Origin of the sequence: Fodinibius sp. SL11 (assembly GCF_052060035.1) — a bacterium.
Classification (GTDB): domain Bacteria; phylum Bacteroidota; class Rhodothermia; order Balneolales; family Balneolaceae; genus Fodinibius.
Genome location: NZ_JBPOEA010000002.1, coordinates 276,122 through 298,348 on the forward strand (window position 1 = coordinate 276,122; position 22,227 = coordinate 298,348).

A 22,227-nucleotide genomic window follows, 5' to 3' on the forward strand; every position below is an offset into this window, starting at 1 on the left:
ATTTTAAGACAAGATAGTCTTAAATACTAAATTAATGGGGAGCCTTTCCCTACGAAAACAAAGCATTCTTATGAATAATACAGAAGAACGAACAGTCGGACAGATTGTTAAGGATGATTATAGAACAGCACAGATTTTTCAGCAATACAAGTTGGATTTCTGCTGTGGCGGCAATCATACGATTGAGGAAGCATGTGCTAAAAATGATATAGATCCGAGTGTAGTGTATTCCGCGTTGGAAGAGTTAAATAGTGATGGACAGAAGGATGACAATTATGATCAATGGTCACTGGATTTTTTGGTGGACTATATCGTCAACAATCATCATGAATTTACCAGAAACAAACTGCCTGAAATTGGTAAGTACGCAAAAAAGGTTGCCAAGGTTCATGGGGATAGACATGAAGAACTGCACGAGATTTATTATGAATTCACGATGCTACACACTGAGATATTCAATCACTTGGATAAAGAAGAGCGCATCCTTTTTCCCTACATCAAAGAATTGGTAGAAGCTGAGAAAAATGGGACGAAGCCGGAAAAGCCGGAATTTGAAGAGGCCGCTAATCCTATTGCGATGATGGAAGAAGAGCATGACGAAGCCGGTACATCGATAGCAAAGATTAGAAAATTAAGCAACGATTTTACGCCTCCTGAAGATGCATGTACAACCTATCGAATTCTATTTAAAAATTTAGAAGCTTTTGAGCAGGACCTGCATAAACACGTGCACCTGGAGAACAATATTTTATTTCCAAAAGCACTTGAACTCGAACAACGATTAAACTAAATCCAATTACTATTTCTCTACATTATTGTGTGGTACCTGTTTCATCATTGTAGAGAAGTTTTAAATAAAAGAACAGTAAATTCATGTCTCATTCCCCTCATAATTTTTCAATCCCCGTAATGGGGACTGGTCACTCTATCGATTCTCCAATCCGGGTTGGACCGTACGGTATTAACTCGGTAATTTCTATTGTGGATGATCTGCTGGTCGAAAAAATCCGCAAGTATTACTGCCAAAAGTACGATTTTGAATACGACAACATTGGACGTACTGCCGAAGATGGACGTGCTCGACGCATCACCGCTTATTTGGATACGGTGAAAGAAATTGTAGGAAAGAAGTTTTCTGCTATTAAAAACCAGCCATTTTTTGAGAAGAATGACAAGGCCAAATATTTCGAGATGCTTCCTGATAGAAGTGCCATTAAGGAAAAATACAATCAACTTATGAGCACTGATGAGGGCAGTATGCGGGATCGTCTATCTTGTGAATTGTCACGGATGATGAAGCCTGGATCGATTGACGTGAATATTATGGCCAAGGTGGATAAGCTGAATTATAGCAAAGGCGGTGCGCCTATGAGTAAAGAGTTCAGTGATGCCAGTGCGGCCCTCCGTGGATACGCTAAAAGTAAAGTGTCGTCCAGCCTGATTTTATCCGCAGGATTTAATCCTCGTCTTTATAACTATATTACGGAATTCAAGGATTTTTATCGGGATACAAAAGGGGAGATTAAGAAGAAAATCATCCTCAAGGTGAGTGATTTTCGCTCAGCCTTGATACAAGGCAAGTACCTGGCAAAAAAGGGACTTGAGGTTTTTGAATATCGTATTGAATCTGGATTGAATTGCGGGGGACATGCATTTCCTTCCGATGGACATTTGATGCCGAGTCTACTTCGGGAATTCCGCGAGAAGCGTGATCAGTTGACCAACGCTGTTCAACCACTGATAGAAAAATATTATGAAGAAAACGAAGATGGTTTTTCGGATGACTGGAAAATTACTGAGCCCCGTCTTACGGTTCAGGGCGGTATCGGAGTAAGCGGTGAAGCAGAGCGCTTGTTGAGTGATTTTGAGATGGATGCCACCGGATGGGGCAGTCCATTTCTATTAGTGCCCGAAGCTACAACCGTGGATAAGCCTACGCGTCAGCTGTTGGAGGATGCGGGCGAAAAAGAGCTGTATCTCAGCGGAGTATCACCGTTGGGGGTACCCTTTAATAATGTAAGAGATACAGGATCCGAGCAGTGGCATCAAGAGCGCATAAACAAAGAAAAGCCTGGTTCGCCCTGCCCCAAAGGATACCTGAAATCTAATACCGAATTTACCGAGCAGCCCATTTGTACAGCTTCAACCCAATATCAGCTGTTAAAACTTGATCAGATAGCACAAAGTGAAATGGCTGAGGATGAAAAAGAGCAGAAGCGTCAAAAAGTGCTTAATAAGGCTTGTTTATGTGATCATCTGGGTAATGGAGCGCTTATCAATTTGGGAATTCTGGCTGAACACCGTGCGCCGCAGGCGATCTGTCCGGGACCGAATATCGCTTATTATGAGGGTGAGTATACACTCCGTGATATGGTTGATCATATCTATGGACGAAATGAGTCGCTGGCCGATGAACAACGTCCCCACATGTTTGCCAAGGAAATTACCCTATACGTTGATTATGTAGAAGAGCTGGCTGAGCAGCTGGATGGTGAATCCGGTTTGAAGAAATTGCAAAAGTTTCAAAAGAACTTGGATAGGGGAATGGCCTATTGTTTGGAAATCGCTGATTCTATCCCTTATCAGGATGAAAATTTGTCGTCAATTTCCTTTACTGTATCCAAACAGAAAGAGCGTCTGCATTCTATTATAAGCAATTATGAAGAACGCATTTCTGTGAAGGTATAAATCAGAAACAAAATATAAAATAGATTTTAATTATGGCAGATAAGAATGAACGATCATGGGCCGAACCGTACAAGATTAAGATGGTAGAACCGGTTCGGATGATCAGTCGTGAAGAACGAGAAAAAGCAATTAAAGAAGCCGGTTATAATACATTTTTATTACGATCGCGCGATGTGTATATCGATCTACTAACCGACAGCGGTACGTCTGCCATGAGCGATCGGCAATGGGCGGGTATGATGATGGGCGATGAAGCCTATGCCGGCAGTGACAATTTCTATCATCTCGAGGAAGCGATCCAAAAATATTATGGGTACGAGCATGTGGTTCCGACACATCAGGGACGTGGTGCCGAACACATGATTTCTCAGCTGATGATTGACGAGGGCGATTTTGTACCCGGTAATATGTATTTCACCACAACCAAGCTGCATCAAGAACTGGCCGGCGGTACCTTTGTGGATGTAATTATTGATGAGGCGCATGATCCAGAAAATGAGCATCCGTTTAAGGCGAATGTGGATCTTAATAAGCTTGAAGACCTCATCAAAGATAAAGGGGCAGATAAAATACCTTATGTGTCTATAGCAACTTCTGTTAATATGGCTGGAGGACAACCGATTTCGCTGGGTAATCTGAAAAAAGTCAGGAAGTTGACGAATAAGTATGATATTCCCATTATCCATGATATGACGAGGGTGGCCGAAAATGCGTATTTCATCAAACAACGTGAGGAAGGCTACGAGGATACGCCCATCAAAGAAATTGTCAAAGAGATTTGTTCGCTTACTGACGGAGCCACAATGAGTGCCAAGAAGGATGCGCTGGTAAATATTGGTGGATTCTTGGCGCTTAATGACGAGGAGCTGTTCCGCAAGGCGCAAAATATGGTAGTGGTCTACGAAGGGCTGCATACTTACGGCGGTATGGCCGGACGTGATATGGAGGCCCTGGCAATTGGTATTACCGAATCAGTGGACGAAGATCATATTCGTGCTCGCGTTGGGCAGGTGCAGTACCTGGGAGAAAATCTTTTAGATATGGGTGTTCCCGTAGTGCGACCTATTGGAAGTCATGGCGTATTTTTGAATGCAAAGAAAATATTGCCGCATTTGAGTCAGGATGAGCTGCCCGCCCAGACGCTGGCTGCCGAGTTATATCTTGATGCCGGTATCCGTAGTATGGAGCGCGGCGTTGTTTCGGCCGGACGTAATCCAGAAACGGGCAAACATAATTATCCCGAGCTTGAACTGGTACGTCTAACAATTCCACGGCGCGTGTATACCCAGGCGCATATGGATGTGGTAGCTGAGTCGGTCGACGCGGTTTACCAACAGCGGGAGGACATTACCGGACTTGCCTTCGATTACGAGCCGGAATACCTGCGATTCTTCCAGTCACGCTTCAAGAAATTGAAGTAATGGCATGAATCTCGTTCCGCACCTCTCGTTCGGAGTGAGAAATATTTCTTAATTAGTTATATCCTTTTCCCCATCCCAGGCTCTGCTTGGGGTGGGTTATTTTTATGCCTTCCTGATAGATAGAAAAAAAGTTTAATCAGTAATTCTATCTGTGAACTACAACTAATAAGCACAAAAAGTTATATTTATGACATGAAATTTTATATTTTCTTCTATCTTATTTCCAATAAGAACACCTTAATAGTTATACTTTATATATTATTAATTACAGATTACTTATATATTATTTAGTATATAGAAGAAAAGCTTGTTCCGTATAGGGTAATCATCGTATATTACAAACAGTTGATCAAAAAAGAGCTCTGCAACCGCAGGGCTTTTTTAGTTTTTAGCCCTTCTTTATCAGCATATTCACAGTTTCTCCACCATCATCCTAACACAGGAATACCTGTAGTCCTTTAAAAAAAGTTATCCATAAATGTATAAGGATTCCCTTGACGAATGTGGATAGCTTTTATCACTACTCATCAATAGGTTGCAGTCGTGCGGAGAAATGTCGCAGCACTTCCGGGCTGTCAACAATGTTGTATCCGCTTAACTTATTACGCTGTTCATAAGCTGATATAATCACTTCAGCCAGGTAATCCACGTGACTTTGGGTATACATGCGTCGCGGGAAGGCCAAGCGCACCAATTCCATAGCCGCCGGTTTTTCAGATCCGTCGGGTTGTTTACCGAACATCACCGTTCCAATTTCTACGCCACGAACGCCACCCAATAAATAGAGAGCATTATTAAACGACCAAGCGGGATATTCCGTCGGCGGGATATGGGAAAGAATCTGTTTGGCATCAAGGTACACGGCATGTCCGCCAGTAGGTTTTACAATAGGAATACCAGCATTAGTCAGCTTATCCCCAAGGTAGCTGATAGAACGAATGCGATAGCGGAGATAGTCGGGATCAAGGGCTTCATAAAGTCCGCGGGCGACTGCCTCCATATCATAGCCGGCCATGCCGCCATAGGTGGGAAATCCTTCGGTCAAAATTTCAAGATTACGGCATTCTGATGCCAACTCATCACTGTTGAGTGCTAAGAAACCGCCAATATTTGCCATTCCATCTTTTTTGGCGCTCATGGTACAACCATCGGCATAATTAAACATCTCCCGGGCAATATCGATCGGCTTTTTATCCGCGAAACCGTCTTCTCTTATTTTGATGAACCAGGCGTTTTCCGCAAAACGACAGGCATCAATAAAGAACGGGATGTTATGTCTTTTAGCGATTTCTGAAACGCCTTTGATATTGGCCATGCTTACCGGTTGTCCGCCACCCGAATTATTTGTGACGGTAATCATAATTACGGGGATATTTTCTGGACCTACTTCCTGAATAGTTTGATCAAGTTTTTCAAGATTCATATTTCCTTTAAAGGGATGATTGCTTTGAGGCTGTTTTCCTTCATCAATAACGAGATCGCGTGCTTCGGCCCCGGCATGTTCAACGTGGGCGCGAGTAGTATCGAAATGAGTATTACTGGGAATTACATCACCTTCTTTTGCAATGGTAGTAAAGAAAATATTTTCAGCAGCACGTCCCTGGTGGGTAGGAATGAGATGTTTAAAACCGGTAATATCCTGCACGGCTGATTCCAGCTTGTAGAACGAAGAAGAACCTGCGTAAGACTCATCACTTTCAATCATACCCGCCCACTGTTTGGATGACATCGCTCCGGTGCCGCTGTCGGTAAGCAGATCAATAAGCACGTCTTTTGCTTTCAATAAAAACGGGTTATATCCTGCCTCTTTAAGCAGTCGCTCGCGTTCTTCCATCGTGGTAAAACGGATGGGTTCTACCGAACGGATACGAAAAGGTTCGATGATTGTATCAGTATGAAAAGGAGAAAGGGACGATGGAGTCATAATAATGTTGAATTTCAGTTAATATTATTCGAATAAAAAGAAGGTTTTGTCTTTGACAAAGTATAATATTAACGGTAAAATAAGACAAATAACTCTTAAATTAGAATTCCATTTACAATGCTAAATCCATTCTTCAAGCCACAGGGTGTTGCAGTTATAGGTGCTTCTCGTAATCCCCATAAACTGGGTTACGGTGTGGTTCGAAATCTCAAAGAATATCGGTACCAGGGCGGGATATATCCGGTTAACAAATCAGCAACTGAAATCTTGGATTTGCCGTGCTATCCTTCGGTTGATGAAGTCCCTGATCCCGTGGATTTAGCTATAATTATTGTGCCGGCACCGGTTGTTCCAAAAGTTATTACCCAATGTGGAGAGCGAGGCATCAAACATGCAATCGTAATTAGCGGTGGTTTTAGTGAGACCGGTGAAGAAGGTCGGCGGCTGGAAGAAGAACTGACAAGAGTAGCAAAGGAATGGGATGTCAATTTTATTGGCCCCAACTGTATTGGTACCATCGATACGCATACTCCGGTGAATACAACTTTTGTAACGGGCATGCCCGAATCAGGAGAAATTGGGTTTTGTTCGCAATCGGGGGCAATGGTGGCGTCGGTGATTGATTGGGCACGTGGAGCGGGGGTAGGATTTTCGAGAATTGTGAGTTTAGGTAATCAGGTTGATGTCAACGAAACGCAGATGATTAAAGCACTGCATGAGGATAACCAAACCCAGGTGATTACGGCCTATATTGAGGGGGTTTCAAATGGAAAAGAGTTTATGGAAGTGGCTCAAAAAGCAGCTAAAGATAAACCGGTAGTGGCTCTAAAAGGAGGTCGAGGAGAAAGCGGAGCCCGTGCGGTGGCATCCCATACCGGAGCGCTGGCCGGCAGTGCCGAGGCGTATGGAGCAGCTTTTGAGCGTAGCGGCGTTTTACAAGCAGAAACGATGGAAGAGATGTTTGACTGGGCACGGGCCTTGGCTTGGCAACCGCTTCCCGAAGGGAAAAATGTAGCAGTATTAACCAATGCCGGCGGACCGGCAATCCTGGCTGTTGATGCTTTAGAAAAAGCCGGGTTGGAGCTGGCAGAGTTAACTGCAGAGACCAAAAATTATTTAGAATCGCGTCTGCCAAAAGCAGCCAGCGTTAGCAATCCCGTAGATGTGTTGGCGGGTTCCGGTCCGGGTACTTATGCGGTGGCATTGGATGCTCTGCTTACCGATGAAACAGTAGATTCAGTCGTTGTTATTCAGGCTCCCCAGGATTGGTTTTTACCAGCCAGCTTGGCCGAAGTGGTGGGCGAAGTAGCCGGTACACACAAAAAGCCGGTCATTGCTTCAATTATGGGGAAGGCCTCAGTGGATGAGGCGCTTAAAATTTTACATAAGCGAAAAATACCGAATGTGGCTTTCCCGGAGCGTGTGGCGTCAGTATTGGGAGCCATGGTTAAACGGAAAGAATGGCTCGATACTCCTCAGCAAACGCCCGAGCGATTTCCTGATTTTAATGAACAGGAAGTGCAAAGAAGTGTCTTGGAAAAAGATTGGAAATCGCTGCTCGAAGAGTATGGTATTGCTTTTCCCGAGGAGCAGCTTGCTAAAACTAAGGAAGTTGCTGTTACGGCCTCCGAGTCAATTGGCTATCCCGTAGTATTAAAGTTGGTTTCTGAATCGGTTTCGCATAAAACAGAAGTTAATGGGGTAAAGCTGGGACTTCGTAATGCTGAAGATGTACAATCAGCATGGAAGGAGATCAAACAGTCAGCTGAATTAGCGGGCATTGATATGGAAGGCGTGCAGGTTCAGAAAATGCTGACCGGTGGGCAGGAAGTGATTATGGGGCTTCGGCGTGATCCGCAATTTGGAGCAATGATATTATTTGGGACAGGGGGTACGGATGTAGAGCTACTGCAGGATGTAGAATCAGCGATTGCCCCCTTGAATCGTCTTCAAGCCGAAAAACTTGTGGATGCTACCCGGGCCGGCATTAAGCTAAAGGGTTGGCGAAATCAGTCTCCGGCCGATCGCGAAACGGTCATCCGTTACTTAATGCGGCTGTCTCAACTCGGCAATGATTTACCCAACATTGATGAGCTGGAAATAAATCCGTTATATGTGTTATCCGAAGGAGAGGGGGCCTATGCAGTAGATGTAAGAGGTACTGTTATTGAGGACGAAAAAGTACCTTCAAAGCCCACTATTTGAGGAAAGAAAAATTGTAAGTTTTTAGAACCCGTGATTGAACAAAACATTTCTTCTGATAACAACTATTTGAGTAATCAATGGTTATGGCACGCTTCCATAGCCTGTTTTGTGTTGGCGGGTCTAACGGGTTTTTTGTATCGGTTGGGCATGATGGGATGGGTGCCGGGAGAGTTGTCGCTGGGTAATATTCGCCACGCTCATTCTCATCTCATGTTTTTTGGATGGGCGGTACCGCTTCCATTGTATATCATCATGCAAAAGGTTATTAACCAAACTAAAGGGATGACAAAAGGTGCTGTCTGGATGAAATATTCCATTACCGCAATTATATTTTTCGGCTTATTGGCCTATCCTTTTTTCTTGTTCTATGGATATCGTCCGGTGGCTTTCAGATCCGCCACACTTCCATTGTCGGTTATCTTTTCCGGATTTGTGATGATTGGCTGGTATGGATTTGTGGTCGGTTATTGGAAAAGTCGAACTGCTTTGCAAGGTGATGAAAGCCTTCCATGGATGGATGGAGCACTTGTTTTTCTGGTGGTCTGCTCGTTTGGTGCCTGGGGCGTGGCTGTTATTCAGGAGCTGGCTCCGCAATCACACCTGCTAATGAAAAGCATGACCCACTTTTTTCTTGCTTCGTTTACCGAAGGGTGGGTAGTGTTGGTACTCTGCACCATTTTGATCAGTGAACTTGAAATTAGTGTGCAAAACTGGTGGACTTCTCCGCATTTTGCACTGGGAGCTATTGCCATAGGGGCACCATTGACATTTCCCTACGGAATTTCAGAATCACTATTGACACCCATGCTGTTAGGTACGGCGCGCTTTGGCGGCGGCTTGGCAGCAATTGGTTTGTTGTTGATGTTGGCTGTTGTATTCAGATCCGGAAAATGGAACCATCCAATTTGGATTTGGCCTGTAGCACTTTTGACTCTGAAAGGAGCTATGCAGTTGGGCGCTTCGGTAGTGCCAAGTTCTTTTTGGCTCTCAGATCCCGGATTACGCGTACTTTACCTACATATTCTTTTATTAGGTGGATTAACATTGTCGGCTTTTGCCTGGTTCAATAACAGGACATCAGTTTCAAAAAGCTTTTTCCATCTTATAGGAGTGGCTATTTTAGTTACCCTCATCACCTTACTAATGTTTACCGGAGTTTGGTCCCGGGCACTTTCAGGGGCTTGGATTGTCGATGCTTTGGCGTTGGGGGCGATCCTTCCAATTTTAACGGTACTTGTATATTGGACGATGTTGATACAATCCCAAAGAAAAAAAGTATAATTTATTCTATGCACGATATTCGAAATGAAGAAGATATTACTACCTTGGTGCATTCCTTCTATGCAAAAGTAGAGAAGGATGAGCGTTTGGGGTATGTTTTTAATGAGGTTGCCGATGTAGATTGGGATGAGCACCTTCCCAAGATGGTAGATTTTTGGTCAAAGATGTTGTTTCGCACGAAACGATATAAAGGACGTCCGTTTAGACAACATCTGCCCCTGCCGATTGAACAAGAAGATTTTGGACGGTGGGTAAGTCTGTTTACCGAAACCGTTGATGAGCATTTTAAAGGTAATAGAGCTGAATATGCAAAAGAGTTGGCTGTGAATATTGCAAACTCATTCAGCACGCGACTGGCGATGGAAGGAAAGTTTGATCAAAAGAATGGGACTAATTATGGCAAATGAGGATCATAAATATAGCCGAATAGGATTAGCTGAATCTGTGCGTAAAGCTTGTATAGAAGCAGCTCGTGAAGGTTTTAAAGATGCGTTGATGAGCGGATTATGTGCCGAAGGAGCAATGGAGGCGGCTGTTAGCTCTATTCAACAACTCAATATTGAAAACGTAATTCAAAAAAGAATGGAAAAATGAAAAAATCGATAATGGTATTTACAGTACTTTTAGGACTTTCTATCATTGTAATGGGGTGGACATGGTATCCCCAGGATAAATCCAATCAGCCCGAAACCTTGTCGCTGGTGCCGATGATGCAGCAACTACTGAATGATATTCAGCAGGTTGACCGTGGAATTTACACTGAGGATTTTTTAATGATCGAAGAAGGAGCGGGAAATATATCTGGACATCCCACAATGACAGTCGAGGACAAGAAGTTGGTGAAGAAAACATTAGGTAAAGAGATGAAACAATTTGTGGAGTTTGATATGGTAGTGCATCATCATGCTGATTCGATGCGGATGGCAGCTGTTGAGCAAAATATGCAGAAAGTGCTTAAACATTATCGCATAACCCAGCAGGGCTGTGTGGATTGTCATTCGAATTATCGGGAGTCTATATCCACGGCCCGTTTAGAAAGGGATTAGTGTTCATGAAGCAACCGATTGTTGGTTTTCACAAAGATGAAGAAGACGATTGGGTGGCCGAACTGGCGTGCGGACACAATCAGCACGTACGGCATAATCCACCGTGGATCCTGCGCCCCTGGGTTACAACAGAAGAGGGACGAAAAAGCCGACTTGGAAAAGAACTGAACTGTAAAAAATGTGATCGTAACGAACCTCAAGACTTTGATCCGTCATGCCGAGAATAGCGCGCGTATTTATTAAAACAGGACTCGTTTACTTTTTGGCTTCACTATTGCTGGGATTGGCTTCGGAGTTCAACTGGCTGCAATTTTCGGGAATAGTGCCGCTCTTTTGGCACTTGCTGATGGTTGGCTGGATTACGCAGATTATTTTTGGCGTATCCATGTGGATGTTTCCCGGCCGGACACGGGAAGAAGGATTTCAAGCTCAATTGTGGGGTTGGCTGACGTATATTTTTCTGAATGGAGGATTATTGCTGCGCGTAATTGCTGAACCTGCCACGTATTTGGCAACGGGGTTATTATGGGATGTCTTGATTGTAATTTCGGCGGTAAGTCAAGTATTGGCAGCACTGACCTACATCACCGAGCTGTGGCCACGCATCCAATCGAAAGAACAGCGCCGCCGGCAACGCAAGAAGAAGCGAAAACAGAAGAATTCAAAAAATAAATAATAAATTACTGTGTCACCCTGAACTTGTTTCAGGGTCTACTTAAAAATTTTGTATTACAGATGCTGAAACGATTTCAGCATAACACCGATAGTTTTTAAGCATGAATACAATACTAATTACCTACTAACAACTCTATGCCTACACCCAGTCGCTGGATGATCAAAGCTTCGATGCTGTACATGCTGGTAGGATTCACTATTGGGGCGCTGATTTTAATCAGCAAGGTGTATCCCGAGTATTCTTCAGTATGGAGCTTGCTTTCAGTTCATATCGAAGTGAGTATTTTCGGGTGGATTATCCAGCTGACGATGGGAACAGCCTACTGGATTTTACCGCGCTACCTGAAAACGAAATCGAGAGGAAATCCCAGACTTGCACTGGCAATGGTCGGGTTGTTAAATCTTGGTATTTTAATCAATGTAGCATCCTGTCTGGATATACTAAATTCAACTGCTACGATAATCGGACGTCTGTTGGAAGTGGGAGCTGTTGCACTGTTTATTGTTCTGCACTGGAACCGGGCCGTTAGTTATAATACGTGATGAGTAAGAAGTAAAAAAATAACTTATTACTCTACTCCATTACTTGATACTTTTTATCCTCTCAGTAAGCGTATGGCATAATACAAAATGACTAATCCCAGGATCAAGTTAAGGCGCCCCAGCCAGCTTGAAATTTTGCGCATTTGTTTTGTTTGGGAATGGTCAGGCTGCTCATCCATGAGTTCGGCCGCTTTAGGACCGGCATAAAAATCGTGTATACCGCTGACGATTATCACCAATCCAAATACCAATAATTTTATAAATAGATATCCGCCAAAGACCTCTATCCAGAACGATCCGGTAAGAAGTTGTTCAATCGTATATCCCCGAGTTAATAAATTGGTAATACCAGTTACTATTAAGACGATAAATAATACCCAAGAGATACGGCTGAACTTTTTACCGACAAGCGTGAAAAATTCGCCCTTCTTGTTTTTAAGTAACTCGTGACGTGTTGCCGGAACTAACACACCGGCTGTAAACAGCATGCCGCCAATCCAGAAAATAGCCGAAGTTATGTGAATAAAAACTGAGAGATAATACATAGTTATCATTTGCTGTTTTGAGAAAATGATAGAAATAAAAAAGGCGACTGATCTGTTCAGCCGCCTTTGGTAATAAAAATAAAACGTTAATAAAGGTTATTCTTCTACGTTAAGGATACCCTTCATTCCGCCTGAATAGTGGCCGGGGAAACTACAGATATACTCATATTCTCCAGTTTTTTCGGGAGCGGTAAAAGTAACCTCAACAGTTTCTCCACCGGCAGCAAGGTCGGTATGAGCAATGATTTGATCTTCTAAATCAGTAGGGATGTAATCATTATCCCGGGCCTTGGATGCGGCATTGGCAAAGGCTGCGGCATCAGCGTTCATGGTAAGTAGTATAAAGTTGTGCGCCATAGCCGAAGCAGGTAGATCGCTCTCAGTATGCAACCGAATACGAATCTCTTCGCCGGGTTCAGCTGAGATTGTTTTTAGCAATACATAATCTCCCATTTTTTCGCCGGTAGTAATTCCTTCCTCTTGGCCGTCAACAACAAATTTCATGCGGTCAATACCGACTACCTCAATAGTACGGATGTCATCAGCCTGTTCAGTAACTTCAGTCTCGGCTGTTTGATCTTCGGCTTGTTGTTCGGAACCACCGCCGCAGGCAGTGACAAAAAGCAACATCAATGAGAATAAATAAGGTGCAAAACGTGTCATAAATGTGAGTTATTCTTAGGTTAAAAATTAAGTATATAAGATACGAAAGTATTTATGTGATTACACATTATTTTGCTGTAGTAAGCAGTGTGGCATCAAGTAATATTTCTGTGCCCGACAACGCTTTAGAAATGGGACATGCTTCTTTGGCGCCGTTGGCAAATTCGTGAAAAGTATCTTCATCAATATCAGAGATATTAGCTTCTGTGATAAGTTTAACTTTGGTAATTGTTGGTCCATCATCGGTAACTTCAAATGTCACATTCGCTTCGGTTTCTACCGACTGTGGATCGTATCCCGCCTTGGCAAGCTCATTAGATAACGCCATGGAATAACATCCGGCATGAGCGGCCCCAATAAGTTCTTCGGGATTAGTTCCATCTCCATTTTTGAACCTTGAAGCGAATGAATATGCACCTTTATAGGAACCGCTTTCCAGCTCCATTGTTCCTTTTCCGTCTTTTAAATCTCCATTCCATTGTGCATTTGCTTTACGTGTAGGCATAATGTTGTATTATTTAAGATTGTGTTTTTGTTGATATTGATTCAGATTTCTGAGAAAAAATTTCTTTCGTTAATTGGTACATAATTCCACCTAAAAACAAGATAATAGCCGCCACATTTCCATAGCTGCCAATAATTCTCACTTGATGAAGTTCCAGTATATCGCCGGCTATCCGTACTAATAAAAATCCGTGTAACAGTATAAGCGGCAGGTAGAAATAAGTGTGCCAGGGCACCAGTTTGCCCGAAAGCGAAGGGATAATGACCGAGGCATGAGCGAAGATCATGCTGAATACAAATCCCACAAAAAGCATGTGCAGCAGTCCGTCGTAGATAGGTCCGGCCGTAGGAAGACCATACCGCAGACCAAAAAGTCCGGCAAGGATTAGCCATCCGTAACCAGTGAGCAGGCAGATAGCACTGTATTTCGTCCATTCTACAGATTTAATGGTCTTACGAGCAATGTCGTATTTGATGAGCCATCCCGCGATACCGATGAGCAGGAGAGAGGCCATACGCCAGCCAATTGTGTGATCAATATGAGTGATAGACAGGGAGGCCAGCCATCCTAAAATGAGCACTGTAAAAATATGCTGAGCTCGCTTGGGCGGACGCATGATGCGGTTGAGCTCGAGTCGTTCGCCAAAAATAGTGAGCATGGGAAAGGCCGCCCACCAACCAACAATCGAGTAAATGGGGGTACCAGACACAAAGAGTAGATTACCTACTAACAGTGAAAAGGCCCCCAGCGCCATAATTAAATGATAGATTTTGGGCTGTAGGTAGTACAGGTATCCCATGACGAACGTAAGTCCTACCGATCCCAGGATCAGCGCACCGTTGGAGGGGCCGGGAAACCCAATCAGCAGCAGGATGGTTGAGGCCGCTAAAAATACCGGAGCGGCGTAGGCCCACTTTTTTTCGAGAGCAGCGGCGCGTTCCAGGCCGATGAGCGTGCCCAAAAAACCATTGATCATTAGCGGTCCGTGGGCTATAGGCGATACCAGTGGGGTTGCGAAAGAGAGCAATCCCAGGCGGACCAAGCCGGAATATAGGCCGGCAAGTAATCCTACGGCCGCCAAAATCAGCAGTCCCACAAGTACAGAGGTTGGTACTTTGTTCATATTCTGGAGTAATTATACACGTTGTTGGGGTGGGGGATGAGCAAAAAACTCAACGTCATCTTTTATCATATCCACATTCCACTCCGGCTCCCAGACAATTTTCGCTTCGTAGTTATCAATTTCATCTATTGATTCCAGCGCTTTCTCGATCTCTTGCTGCAGGTATCGGCGCATGGGACAGCCCGGCGTAGTAACGGTATATTCAAGCACCACCTTGTCATCGCCAATCAAGATGTTATATACCAGTCCCAAATCAACGATGTTGACCCCTAACTCGGGATCAATGACATCGCGGAGCTGCCGGACTATCGTGCGCCTATCTATGGGAGTAGAATCCATAATTCGTTATTCAGTAGTTTTGCCGATATGTACTTTCCAAACCTCAGGACCTTCTTCAAGGTAATCCCAACTGAAGTTATCCTGTCCGTGCATGGCAGACATTTGGTAACGCAGCGGTTTGGGATCATGGTCGTTTATAATGATAAAAGCTTCTCCCTCATCAAGCTCATCGTAGGTATCAAAAATTGTTGCATGCTTTTTATGAGGAGGAATTTTACGAACGTCAATTTCTTCTACTGTATCAGGCATTGTTTTTGACTTTAGTTATTAGTTATTGGTTAATAATTATTAGGTTTTGCACCTACGAATAACTATTACCCAATAACTACTTCACTGCTTTTTCTTCTTGCCAGCTTTTAATAAGGTGTTTGCGTTTATTTTCTTGGCCGCTCCATTGATCAACATCCGGCAGGGCCTCTTTAGCTTGGTTGATGATATGATCGGCCCATTCTTCAGAAAGCCGTTCATTTAACTCGATATAATCTTCCCACTCCATCGGTACTTCATCATCCGGATAAATTGCCTCTTCGGGACATTCGGCTACGCAGGCATCACAATCAATGCATTCAATGGGATCAATCACCAAAAAGTTGGGTCCTTCCCTGAACGCATCAACGGGGCAAACCGCCGCGCAGTTGGTGTGTTTGCATTGGATGCATGGATCGGTTACAACGTATGCCATAGCTGCTAAATACTACTCGATTTTTATTGCTTCACCTAAAAGGTAGGAGTCCCTAAAATGAATATCAACTATAAAAACGGTTTTAACCTTTTTTATTGATTAATCATAAAATCATCGATATCTTAGAGACGGATTGGAAACAAATCCAATTTGAATAAAAATGATGATATGAATTCTGATCAATCCCTTTCAAATCTTACTCCTGAAGCTACTATTACAGAAATAGTTCGTTCGGATAGTGAGGCGGGTGAGCTGCTTTCTTCTATTGGGTTATCACCAGCCAATCATGAACAGGAAACGCTCCGGTCGGTTTGTCAGCAGCGTAAATGGAGTGAAGTAGAAGTGCTCCGGTGGTTAAAGAAACACAGTTCGACGACAAATGGGGAAGTTTCAAATAAAAGTAGGGAGAAGCCTGATAAAGATTCTACACTGCCAGAATGGACTACATATCTGGAAGAATCATTTATTAGCCCCAATCGATCGCTTTTGGAAGAGATAGACGAAAACTTTCCCCGCATCCGCAAAATACACGGCAATCAGTATCCGTGGCTTAAGACGATGAAGTGGGATTATGACAAATTCAGAGAAGCCCTCGGTATGTATTATGCGTTTGAACAGGAAAAGTTTTACCCGCTAATCGAACGCCTCAAAAATAATAGTAATAACAATCTGAACCACGGGACCATCCAAAAATTAGAGAAATCGTTTAGCGTAATTGAAAGAGATCAGCCTCGTCTGCGAAATTTGATGAAGACGATTCGGGAGAAAGGGAATGAGTTCGAAAATCCCGGAAATGCGTGTTCAACACTGCGAATTCAAAATGAGAATTTTAAAATTTTGTTTTCTAAATTAGAAAAACAGTTTGAGATAGAGAAGGATCAGATTTTACCACGCGTTAAAGAACAGATAAAAGCCAAAAGCTAAACTGAATAGGTTAAAAATATAAAGCCCCCATTATGTTTACCGGTTCAAAAAAAGAGATAATCGATTTAATAAAACGGAGAGGTACTCTTTCTATTGATAAGGCTGTGGAAGAGATTGATCTGGCTAAAACGACCCTGCGTGAACACTTTTTGCAGTTAGAGCGGGATGGCTATGTAGAGCGTGATTACGTACGATCGGGACCGGGTCGCCCCAGCCTGCAGTATCAGCTGACCTCAAAAGGGAATAGTTTGTTTCCTTCATCCGAGTCAAAGCTCATTCGCAATATTATCAAGTATCTTAAAACAAAAGGGAGCGAACAGTTGGTGGAAGATTTTTTTGAGGATTTCTGGGATCAGCGTCTCGAAGAAGCCCAAGATCGGATTAAGGAATCATCGGCCGAGGATCCGGAGTCCAAGATTAATATACTGATGCAGATGCTGGAAGAGGAGGGGTTCATGCCGGAATTCGATTTTGATAAGAGTGATGAGTGGCTGACGGTAAAGGAGTGTAACTGCCCCTTTAGTGAAGTTGTAAAAGAGACGCGTCTACCATGCAAACTCGAAGAGATGTTTTATAAGAAATTGTTTAACGAAAATGCAGAGCGGACCAGCTACATCGCCGATGGTGATTATTCCTGCACCTATAATATCCCGACTGATTAAATGCATCGTCTATAAATAGCGCTCATTATATAAAAGGATAAAATAGTATTAAACATAATAATTTCTCGTATTTGCAGGATCAAATGATTTTATAATCACGAATCGTAAATCACAGTATCATGATTGTACACGACTTGGCAACTTTTACTGATCAAGCTACTTATAGTAATTTATCTAACGAGGCCAGAAAACAGCTTAAAATAAGGCTTCTCGATTCGCTGGGTACGGCCATTGGCGCTATTGAAGGCCCACCGGTTAAAGCAATACGGCAGATGCTCGATGATTTTGGTGGTTCGGAACAAAGTACTTTGATTGGTGGCGGCAAAACAACATCCGATCGCGCGGCTCTTTATAATAGCGGACTTGTTCGCTACCTTGATTTTAACGATAGCTACCTGGCGAAGGGCGAAACGTGCCATCCGAGCGATAATATCGGGTCTATTTTAGCAGCCGGTGAGACTACTGATTTAAGTGGAAAAGATTTTTTGACTGCCCTTGGAGTCGCCTACCAGGTGCAGTGTCGGTTGAGTGATGAAGCGCCTGTGCGCGACAAGGGATTTGACCACACCACCCAGGGCTCTTATGCGGTAGCAGCCGGAGTTTCCAAAGCACTGGGATTAGATGAAGATAAAACGGCTAATGCTATTTCGATTGCAGGTACAGCACTAAACGCCCTGCGCGTAACCCGAACCGGTGCACTTTCCAACTGGAAGGGATTGGCCTATCCACATACCGCTTTTGGAGGTACCCACGCTGCATTTCTTGCTAAATATGGCATTACTGGTCCACCCGCTGTTTTCGAAGGCAACAAAGGATTTATGGATTCCATTGCCGGAGAATTTTCCATCGATTGGTCCAACGAAGATCTGGAGCGCGTGACCAATACCATTATTAAAAAATACAATGCCGAGATACATTCCCAGTCCTCCATTGAAGGAATGATCGAGCTGAAGGAGAAGCACGACTTTACAGCGGAAAATGTTGAGAAAATTGAGATCGACATCTTTGATGTAGCATATCACATTATAGGCGGTGGTGAAGAAGGCGATAAAACGATTGTCCGTACCAAAGAAGAGGCCGATCACAGTCTGCAATATATGGTTTCAGCAGCGCTATTAGACGGACAAGTAATGCCGGAACAGTATCAGAAGAATCGCATTGAAGCTGATGACATTCAGTCGCTGTTGCAGAAAGTGAAGGTCTCACCGAAACAGGAGTACAGCGATCGCTTTCCCGATGAGATGCCGACCAAACTGACGGTGCACCTCAAGAGTGGAGAAACACATTCCATCAAAAAGCGCGATTACGAAGGTTTTTACACGCGTCCCATGAGCTGGGACACCATTATCCAAAAATTTAAAGGGTTAGCTCAACCTTATACTTCCGAAGAATTACGTGACCAGATTATTGAGACCGTACAGGATTTTGAACAGCACTCGGTATCTGATTTGATGAACCTATTAACAAAAGTAAAATTAGAGTCTTAAGGAATATTTGAATTGTGCGGATACGGTTTCCGTATCCCAACAACAATAAATAAAAGGTGGCTGTTATGGCCGACGAAAAAACATTCGACTTCTTAAATAAAAACGAACGAGAACCTAAACCCAGAAAAACTGGCATTACCGAAATCCGCGGCCCGTATTACGCGGTGATGGGCAAACGGTATCTCAATGATATCATGGAAACGATGGGCGAACATGTAGACTCACTGAAATTTTCTGGTGGATCGTTTTCAATTATGCCCAAAGATAAGGTAACTGAACTGATTGACATTGCCCACGATCACAATGCGTTGGTATCTACCGGTGGATTCATGGAGTACGTGCTTACGCAGGGTAAAGACGCCGTCGACCAATATATCGATACCTGCAAAGATTACGGTTTCGATATTATTGAGCTCTCGGCCGGATTTATCACCCTGCCCACCGACGACTGGCTGCGTCTGATCGAGAAAGTGCAGGAGGCCGGACTTAAGGCCAAGCCCGAAATTGGTATCCAGTTTGGAGCCGGCGGCGATACCGCCCAAGGAGAATTGGAATCCGAAGGTACGCTCGATACCAGCTATGCCGTCAAGCAAGCCAAACGGTTTGTAGATGCCGGAGCCTATATGATCATGATTGAGTCGGAAGGCATTACCGAAAATACTGATCCGTGGAGAACGGATGTCCCAGCGGCATTTATCAACGAAATCGGCCTGGAAAAGCTGATGTTTGAAGCAGCCGATCCGGAAGTGTTCGCTTGGTATATCAAAAACTATGGTCCCGAAGTCAATATGTTTGTGGATCACAGCCAGATCGTGCAGCTGGAAACGTTGCGACGCGGTATCTGGGGCACTAAAAGCCTCTGGGGACGGGTACTGACGTATAAAGAATAAAATAGAATTATTCGAATAGACATAGGCCACCTCGGAGGTGGCCTATGTCTAAATACCAATTAGAAATTATGGACAAGCAATTTTATATAAAACGGATTTACGAGGAATGTGCCGAAGATGACGGCTATCGCGTACTGGTGGATCGGCTGTGGCCGCGGGGCGTATCCAAAAAGGAGGCCTGGCTGGACGACTGGCTCAAAGAAATTGCTCCCTCTACCGAATTGCGTAAGTGGTTTGACCACGATCATGATAAGTTCAAGGAGTTTCAGAATCGATACAAAGAAGAGTTAACCCAGAAGGAGAAAGTGGTTGATCATCTGCTTAACGTAGCTAAATAACAGAGAGTTACGCTCCTATATGATGCTTAAGACGAAGAGTATAATCATGCGAAGGTGTTGAAAGGTTTCTCAGAAGAGCAGACTACATAATAAATTTAATAAAGAAAGTATGGACGCAGCGTGCTGCGTTCCAACAATAAAAAACTAAATAAATATTCATGCAGAATACAAAACAAGAACTCGATGTACGTTCGTTCATCCCAATCAAAAGACATGAAAAACTACTAAAGCTCTTTAAGGAGCTGCCGGCGGGAGACAGTTTTGTTTTTATCAACGACCACGATCCCAAGCCGCTTTATTACGAATTCCGATCGATATATGGCGATGTGGTCGGCTGGGAATACCTGCAGCGTGGGGGACAAGAGTGGAAGGTACGCGTAACCCGGACTGAAGCCTCACAAGGACGCGAATTTGAAGATTTCTCTACCTTAATGGATCTTAGGAAAGCGGATCCCAAAGACTGGAAATATGCCGTATTTCACCGCTACGGGATGATGTTGAAAGGGGATACGATGGAAATAATATCCGAGAAGGATCCGGAAGAAATTCGAAAAATATTTAAGAAAAAGTTTGGCGGTGAATATACGTGGACTTATAAAAAAGATCTGCCGGGCGAATACGTGATCCACGTGACCAAAAAAGAAGAAACTGATCCGGTGCTTGAAGATGTATCGATCGTAAATTCGTTTGATGTGCGTCCGCATGCCCCTGCCAAACGCCACGATATGGTCTTTGACGCTTTTGATGAGCTAAATCCCGGCGAAGCATTTGTCTTTATTAATGATCATGATCCCAAGCCGTTGTACTACCAGATGGAGGCTGAAAGTGATGAACCGTTTAAATGGGAATATCTGGAGACCATGCCCAAGGAGTGGAAGGTGAAAGTGATGAAACTTGAAGAGTAACATTCCCGGTATTGCACTGTTGCAATACCGGAAAACTGGAAGTATTTCATTGGTGCCATATACTTGGTAGAATAATCTTCCATAGCAGAGAAAAAGATCCATTTGAGAACAGGCTTTTATTTCTTTTAGATAATTTCAATTGTGGCATACAATTTGTAAACATATTACCCAGAACAAATAAAAGACAAAGTTGTCTTAATTCTTAATTAGCAATAAAACTAACTGCTATGAAATCAATAAAATTTACTTTTACTCTTATAATAGGATTGTTACTGACCGGGATTACGACCCTGAGCTATGCCCAAAGTGGTGAATATCAAATAGATGGCAAAACATTTGGCATGCCTGAAGCTGAAGTATTCACCGAAGATTATGACGGACCTCCCGTCGTAGGAGACCATTTGAGTATGCTTCCGAATCTTGAGCCACTCGATTACGAGGGCAACAAGACACACGAAGTTCGCATCGATATCATTGTCCAGGAAATTGAAGTGGCTGATGGGGTAAAATACGAGGCCTGGACGTTCGGTGGAACCGTTCCCGGTCCGGTACTGCACGTCAGAGAGGGCGACCGCATTACCTTTACAATGAAGAATCGTTCGGATGAGCCGGTAACCATTACGGAGCCGACCAAAGAAGGTTCGCCTTTTATGCAGCAGGTGGCCCAGAATAATTATATGAAAGCTAAAGAAGCTACGATGCCTATGCCACACTCCATGGATTTCCACGCGGGAACGGTAGCTAAAGATGACAAGTGGAGAACTATTGCTCCGGGCCAATCCATCAAGTTTGATTGGGTTGCCAACTATGCTGGCTCATATATCTATCACTGTGGAACACCCAGTGTACTTATGCACACAGCTATGGGACAGCACGGTGTAGTCGTTGTTTCGCCCAAGGATGGCTATGACACAGATTATGAAGTGGACAAGGAATATGTAGTCGTACAATCCGAATATTACTTGAAAAAAGGGTCTGGAGATCTTTTCCAGTATGATTATGAGGCGGCTCAAAATCGAAACCCTTCTCACGTCGTATTTAATGGACACCAAACAATCTTGCACGATCAGCCGCTAAAAGCTAATGCCGGTGATCGTATTCGCTTACACGTATCCAATAATGGTCCAAGCGGAACGTCAAGTTTTCACGTAATTGGTGGCATCTTCGATCGAGTATGGCTCGAAGGACATCCCTTCAATGAAATGCGCGGCATGCAGACGGTACTGTTAGGTGCTTCAAGTTCAGCGACAATAGATATGATTGTTCCTGAAGAAGGAAAATATATCCTGATCGATCACGAATTCGCTGATGCAGAAAAAGGTGCGACGGGAACATTGAAAGCCGGTCCACGCGAGAAGTAAATCACAGAATAATAATTAGT

26 protein-coding genes are annotated in these 22,227 nt (G+C 43.6%); 18 read left to right on the forward strand and 8 right to left on the reverse strand.

The annotated features are described in order from the left end of the window. The first annotated feature begins 70 nt into the window (after window positions 1-70). The 3 genes from ric (at window position 71) to ACQ76V_RS04335 (ending at window position 4,109) form a co-directional block, all read left to right on the forward strand. Window positions 71-790: an iron-sulfur cluster repair di-iron protein gene (gene ric / locus ACQ76V_RS04325; protein ID WP_440999251.1), complete on the forward strand. Its 720-nt coding sequence runs from the start codon at window positions 71-73 to the stop codon at window positions 788-790. Window positions 791-873: 83 nt separating this feature from the next. Next, on the forward strand, window positions 874-2,688 hold the full coding sequence (locus ACQ76V_RS04330; RefSeq protein ID WP_440999252.1) for a hypothetical protein: 1,815 nt from the start codon (window positions 874-876) through the stop codon (window positions 2,686-2,688). Window positions 2,689-2,720: 32 nt separating this feature from the next. Further along, window positions 2,721-4,109: a tyrosine phenol-lyase gene (locus ACQ76V_RS04335; protein ID WP_440999253.1), complete on the forward strand. Its 1,389-nt coding sequence runs from the start codon at window positions 2,721-2,723 to the stop codon at window positions 4,107-4,109. Window positions 4,110-4,629: 520 nt separating this feature from the next. Here the strand turns inward: ACQ76V_RS04335 and ACQ76V_RS04340 are convergent. After that, window positions 4,630-6,033, reverse strand: a complete 1,404-nt coding sequence (locus ACQ76V_RS04340; RefSeq protein WP_440999254.1) for a tryptophanase — start codon at window positions 6,031-6,033, stop codon at window positions 4,630-4,632. 117 nt (window positions 6,034-6,150) lie between these two features. Here ACQ76V_RS04340 and ACQ76V_RS04345 point away from each other — a divergent pair, with 117 nt between their 5' ends. The 8 genes from ACQ76V_RS04345 (at window position 6,151) to ACQ76V_RS04380 (ending at window position 11,783) form a co-directional block, all read left to right on the forward strand. Then, complete coding sequence (locus ACQ76V_RS04345) at window positions 6,151-8,238, forward strand: acetate--CoA ligase family protein (RefSeq protein WP_440999255.1); 2,088 nt, start codon at window positions 6,151-6,153, stop codon at window positions 8,236-8,238. Window positions 8,239-8,268: 30 nt separating this feature from the next. Next, window positions 8,269-9,519: a hypothetical protein gene (locus ACQ76V_RS04350; RefSeq protein WP_440999256.1), complete on the forward strand. Its 1,251-nt coding sequence runs from the start codon at window positions 8,269-8,271 to the stop codon at window positions 9,517-9,519. A gap of 8 nt (window positions 9,520-9,527) precedes the next feature. After that, window positions 9,528-9,926 carry a group III truncated hemoglobin gene (locus ACQ76V_RS04355; protein WP_440999257.1) on the forward strand — a complete coding sequence of 133 codons (399 nt, stop codon included), beginning with the start codon at window positions 9,528-9,530 and terminating at the stop codon, window positions 9,924-9,926. Next, window positions 9,916-10,113 (forward strand): acetyltransferase, encoded by a 198-nt coding sequence (locus ACQ76V_RS04360; RefSeq protein ID WP_440999258.1) that lies wholly within the window; start codon window positions 9,916-9,918, stop codon window positions 10,111-10,113. The genes ACQ76V_RS04355 and ACQ76V_RS04360 overlap by 11 nt, the downstream gene beginning before the upstream one ends. Next, the gene (locus ACQ76V_RS04365; protein ID WP_440999259.1) at window positions 10,110-10,565 is read left to right on the forward strand and encodes a hypothetical protein; all 456 of its coding nucleotides are present in this window, start codon (window positions 10,110-10,112) and stop codon (window positions 10,563-10,565) included. The genes ACQ76V_RS04360 and ACQ76V_RS04365 overlap by 4 nt, the downstream gene beginning before the upstream one ends. A gap of 5 nt (window positions 10,566-10,570) precedes the next feature. Further along, on the forward strand, window positions 10,571-10,792 hold the full coding sequence (locus tag ACQ76V_RS04370) for a DUF3565 domain-containing protein (protein ID WP_440999260.1): 222 nt from the start codon (window positions 10,571-10,573) through the stop codon (window positions 10,790-10,792). Further along, window positions 10,780-11,241: a hypothetical protein gene (locus ACQ76V_RS04375; RefSeq protein WP_440999261.1), complete on the forward strand. Its 462-nt coding sequence runs from the start codon at window positions 10,780-10,782 to the stop codon at window positions 11,239-11,241. The genes ACQ76V_RS04370 and ACQ76V_RS04375 overlap by 13 nt, the downstream gene beginning before the upstream one ends. Before the next feature lie 134 nt (window positions 11,242-11,375). After that, window positions 11,376-11,783 carry a cbb3-type cytochrome c oxidase subunit I gene (locus ACQ76V_RS04380; protein WP_440999262.1) on the forward strand — a complete coding sequence of 136 codons (408 nt, stop codon included), beginning with the start codon at window positions 11,376-11,378 and terminating at the stop codon, window positions 11,781-11,783. A gap of 53 nt (window positions 11,784-11,836) precedes the next feature. Here ACQ76V_RS04380 and ACQ76V_RS04385 read toward each other — a convergent pair whose 3' ends face one another. The 7 genes from ACQ76V_RS04385 to ACQ76V_RS04415 all read right to left on the reverse strand — a co-directional run bounded on the left by ACQ76V_RS04385 (window position 11,837) and on the right by ACQ76V_RS04415 (window position 15,640). Beyond that, window positions 11,837-12,328 (reverse strand): DUF4149 domain-containing protein, encoded by a 492-nt coding sequence (locus ACQ76V_RS04385; RefSeq protein ID WP_440999263.1) that lies wholly within the window; start codon window positions 12,326-12,328, stop codon window positions 11,837-11,839. A 96-nt stretch (window positions 12,329-12,424) separates the two neighbouring features. Continuing rightward, window positions 12,425-12,991, reverse strand: a complete 567-nt coding sequence (locus tag ACQ76V_RS04390; protein WP_440999264.1) for a plastocyanin/azurin family copper-binding protein — start codon at window positions 12,989-12,991, stop codon at window positions 12,425-12,427. Between the two features lie 67 nt (window positions 12,992-13,058). Continuing rightward, window positions 13,059-13,496: an OsmC family protein gene (locus ACQ76V_RS04395; RefSeq protein WP_440999265.1), complete on the reverse strand. Its 438-nt coding sequence runs from the start codon at window positions 13,494-13,496 to the stop codon at window positions 13,059-13,061. A gap of 13 nt (window positions 13,497-13,509) precedes the next feature. Continuing rightward, complete coding sequence (locus tag ACQ76V_RS04400; RefSeq protein WP_440999266.1) at window positions 13,510-14,619, reverse strand: hypothetical protein; 1,110 nt, start codon at window positions 14,617-14,619, stop codon at window positions 13,510-13,512. Between the two features lie 12 nt (window positions 14,620-14,631). Next, window positions 14,632-14,958 (reverse strand): metal-sulfur cluster assembly factor, encoded by a 327-nt coding sequence (locus ACQ76V_RS04405; protein WP_440999267.1) that lies wholly within the window; start codon window positions 14,956-14,958, stop codon window positions 14,632-14,634. A 6-nt stretch (window positions 14,959-14,964) separates the two neighbouring features. Next, entirely contained in the window at window positions 14,965-15,207 is a 243-nt protein-coding gene (locus ACQ76V_RS04410; RefSeq protein ID WP_440999268.1) for a DUF2249 domain-containing protein, read from the reverse strand. 76 nt (window positions 15,208-15,283) lie between these two features. Then, window positions 15,284-15,640 (reverse strand): ferredoxin family protein, encoded by a 357-nt coding sequence (locus ACQ76V_RS04415; RefSeq protein WP_095607180.1) that lies wholly within the window; start codon window positions 15,638-15,640, stop codon window positions 15,284-15,286. Between the two features lie 168 nt (window positions 15,641-15,808). Between ACQ76V_RS04415 and ACQ76V_RS04420 the strand changes: the two genes are divergently transcribed. The 7 genes from ACQ76V_RS04420 (at window position 15,809) to ACQ76V_RS04450 (ending at window position 22,207) form a co-directional block, all read left to right on the forward strand. Beyond that, window positions 15,809-16,564: a hypothetical protein gene (locus ACQ76V_RS04420; protein WP_440999269.1), complete on the forward strand. Its 756-nt coding sequence runs from the start codon at window positions 15,809-15,811 to the stop codon at window positions 16,562-16,564. Between the two features lie 32 nt (window positions 16,565-16,596). Further along, on the forward strand, window positions 16,597-17,226 hold the full coding sequence (locus tag ACQ76V_RS04425; RefSeq protein WP_440999270.1) for a helix-turn-helix transcriptional regulator: 630 nt from the start codon (window positions 16,597-16,599) through the stop codon (window positions 17,224-17,226). 119 nt (window positions 17,227-17,345) lie between these two features. After that, complete coding sequence (locus tag ACQ76V_RS04430; RefSeq protein WP_440999271.1) at window positions 17,346-18,713, forward strand: MmgE/PrpD family protein; 1,368 nt, start codon at window positions 17,346-17,348, stop codon at window positions 18,711-18,713. Between the two features lie 65 nt (window positions 18,714-18,778). Beyond that, entirely contained in the window at window positions 18,779-19,603 is an 825-nt protein-coding gene (locus ACQ76V_RS04435) for a phosphosulfolactate synthase (RefSeq protein ID WP_440999272.1), read from the forward strand. Window positions 19,604-19,671: 68 nt separating this feature from the next. Beyond that, the gene (locus ACQ76V_RS04440) at window positions 19,672-19,941 is read left to right on the forward strand and encodes a DUF488 domain-containing protein (protein ID WP_440999273.1); all 270 of its coding nucleotides are present in this window, start codon (window positions 19,672-19,674) and stop codon (window positions 19,939-19,941) included. Window positions 19,942-20,099: 158 nt separating this feature from the next. Then, window positions 20,100-20,846 (forward strand): DUF2249 domain-containing protein, encoded by a 747-nt coding sequence (locus ACQ76V_RS04445; RefSeq protein WP_440999274.1) that lies wholly within the window; start codon window positions 20,100-20,102, stop codon window positions 20,844-20,846. Between the two features lie 227 nt (window positions 20,847-21,073). Further along, window positions 21,074-22,207, forward strand: coding sequence for a multicopper oxidase domain-containing protein (locus ACQ76V_RS04450; protein ID WP_440999275.1), 1,134 nt, complete (start codon window positions 21,074-21,076; stop codon window positions 22,205-22,207). Window positions 22,208-22,227: the final 20 nt, after the last annotated feature.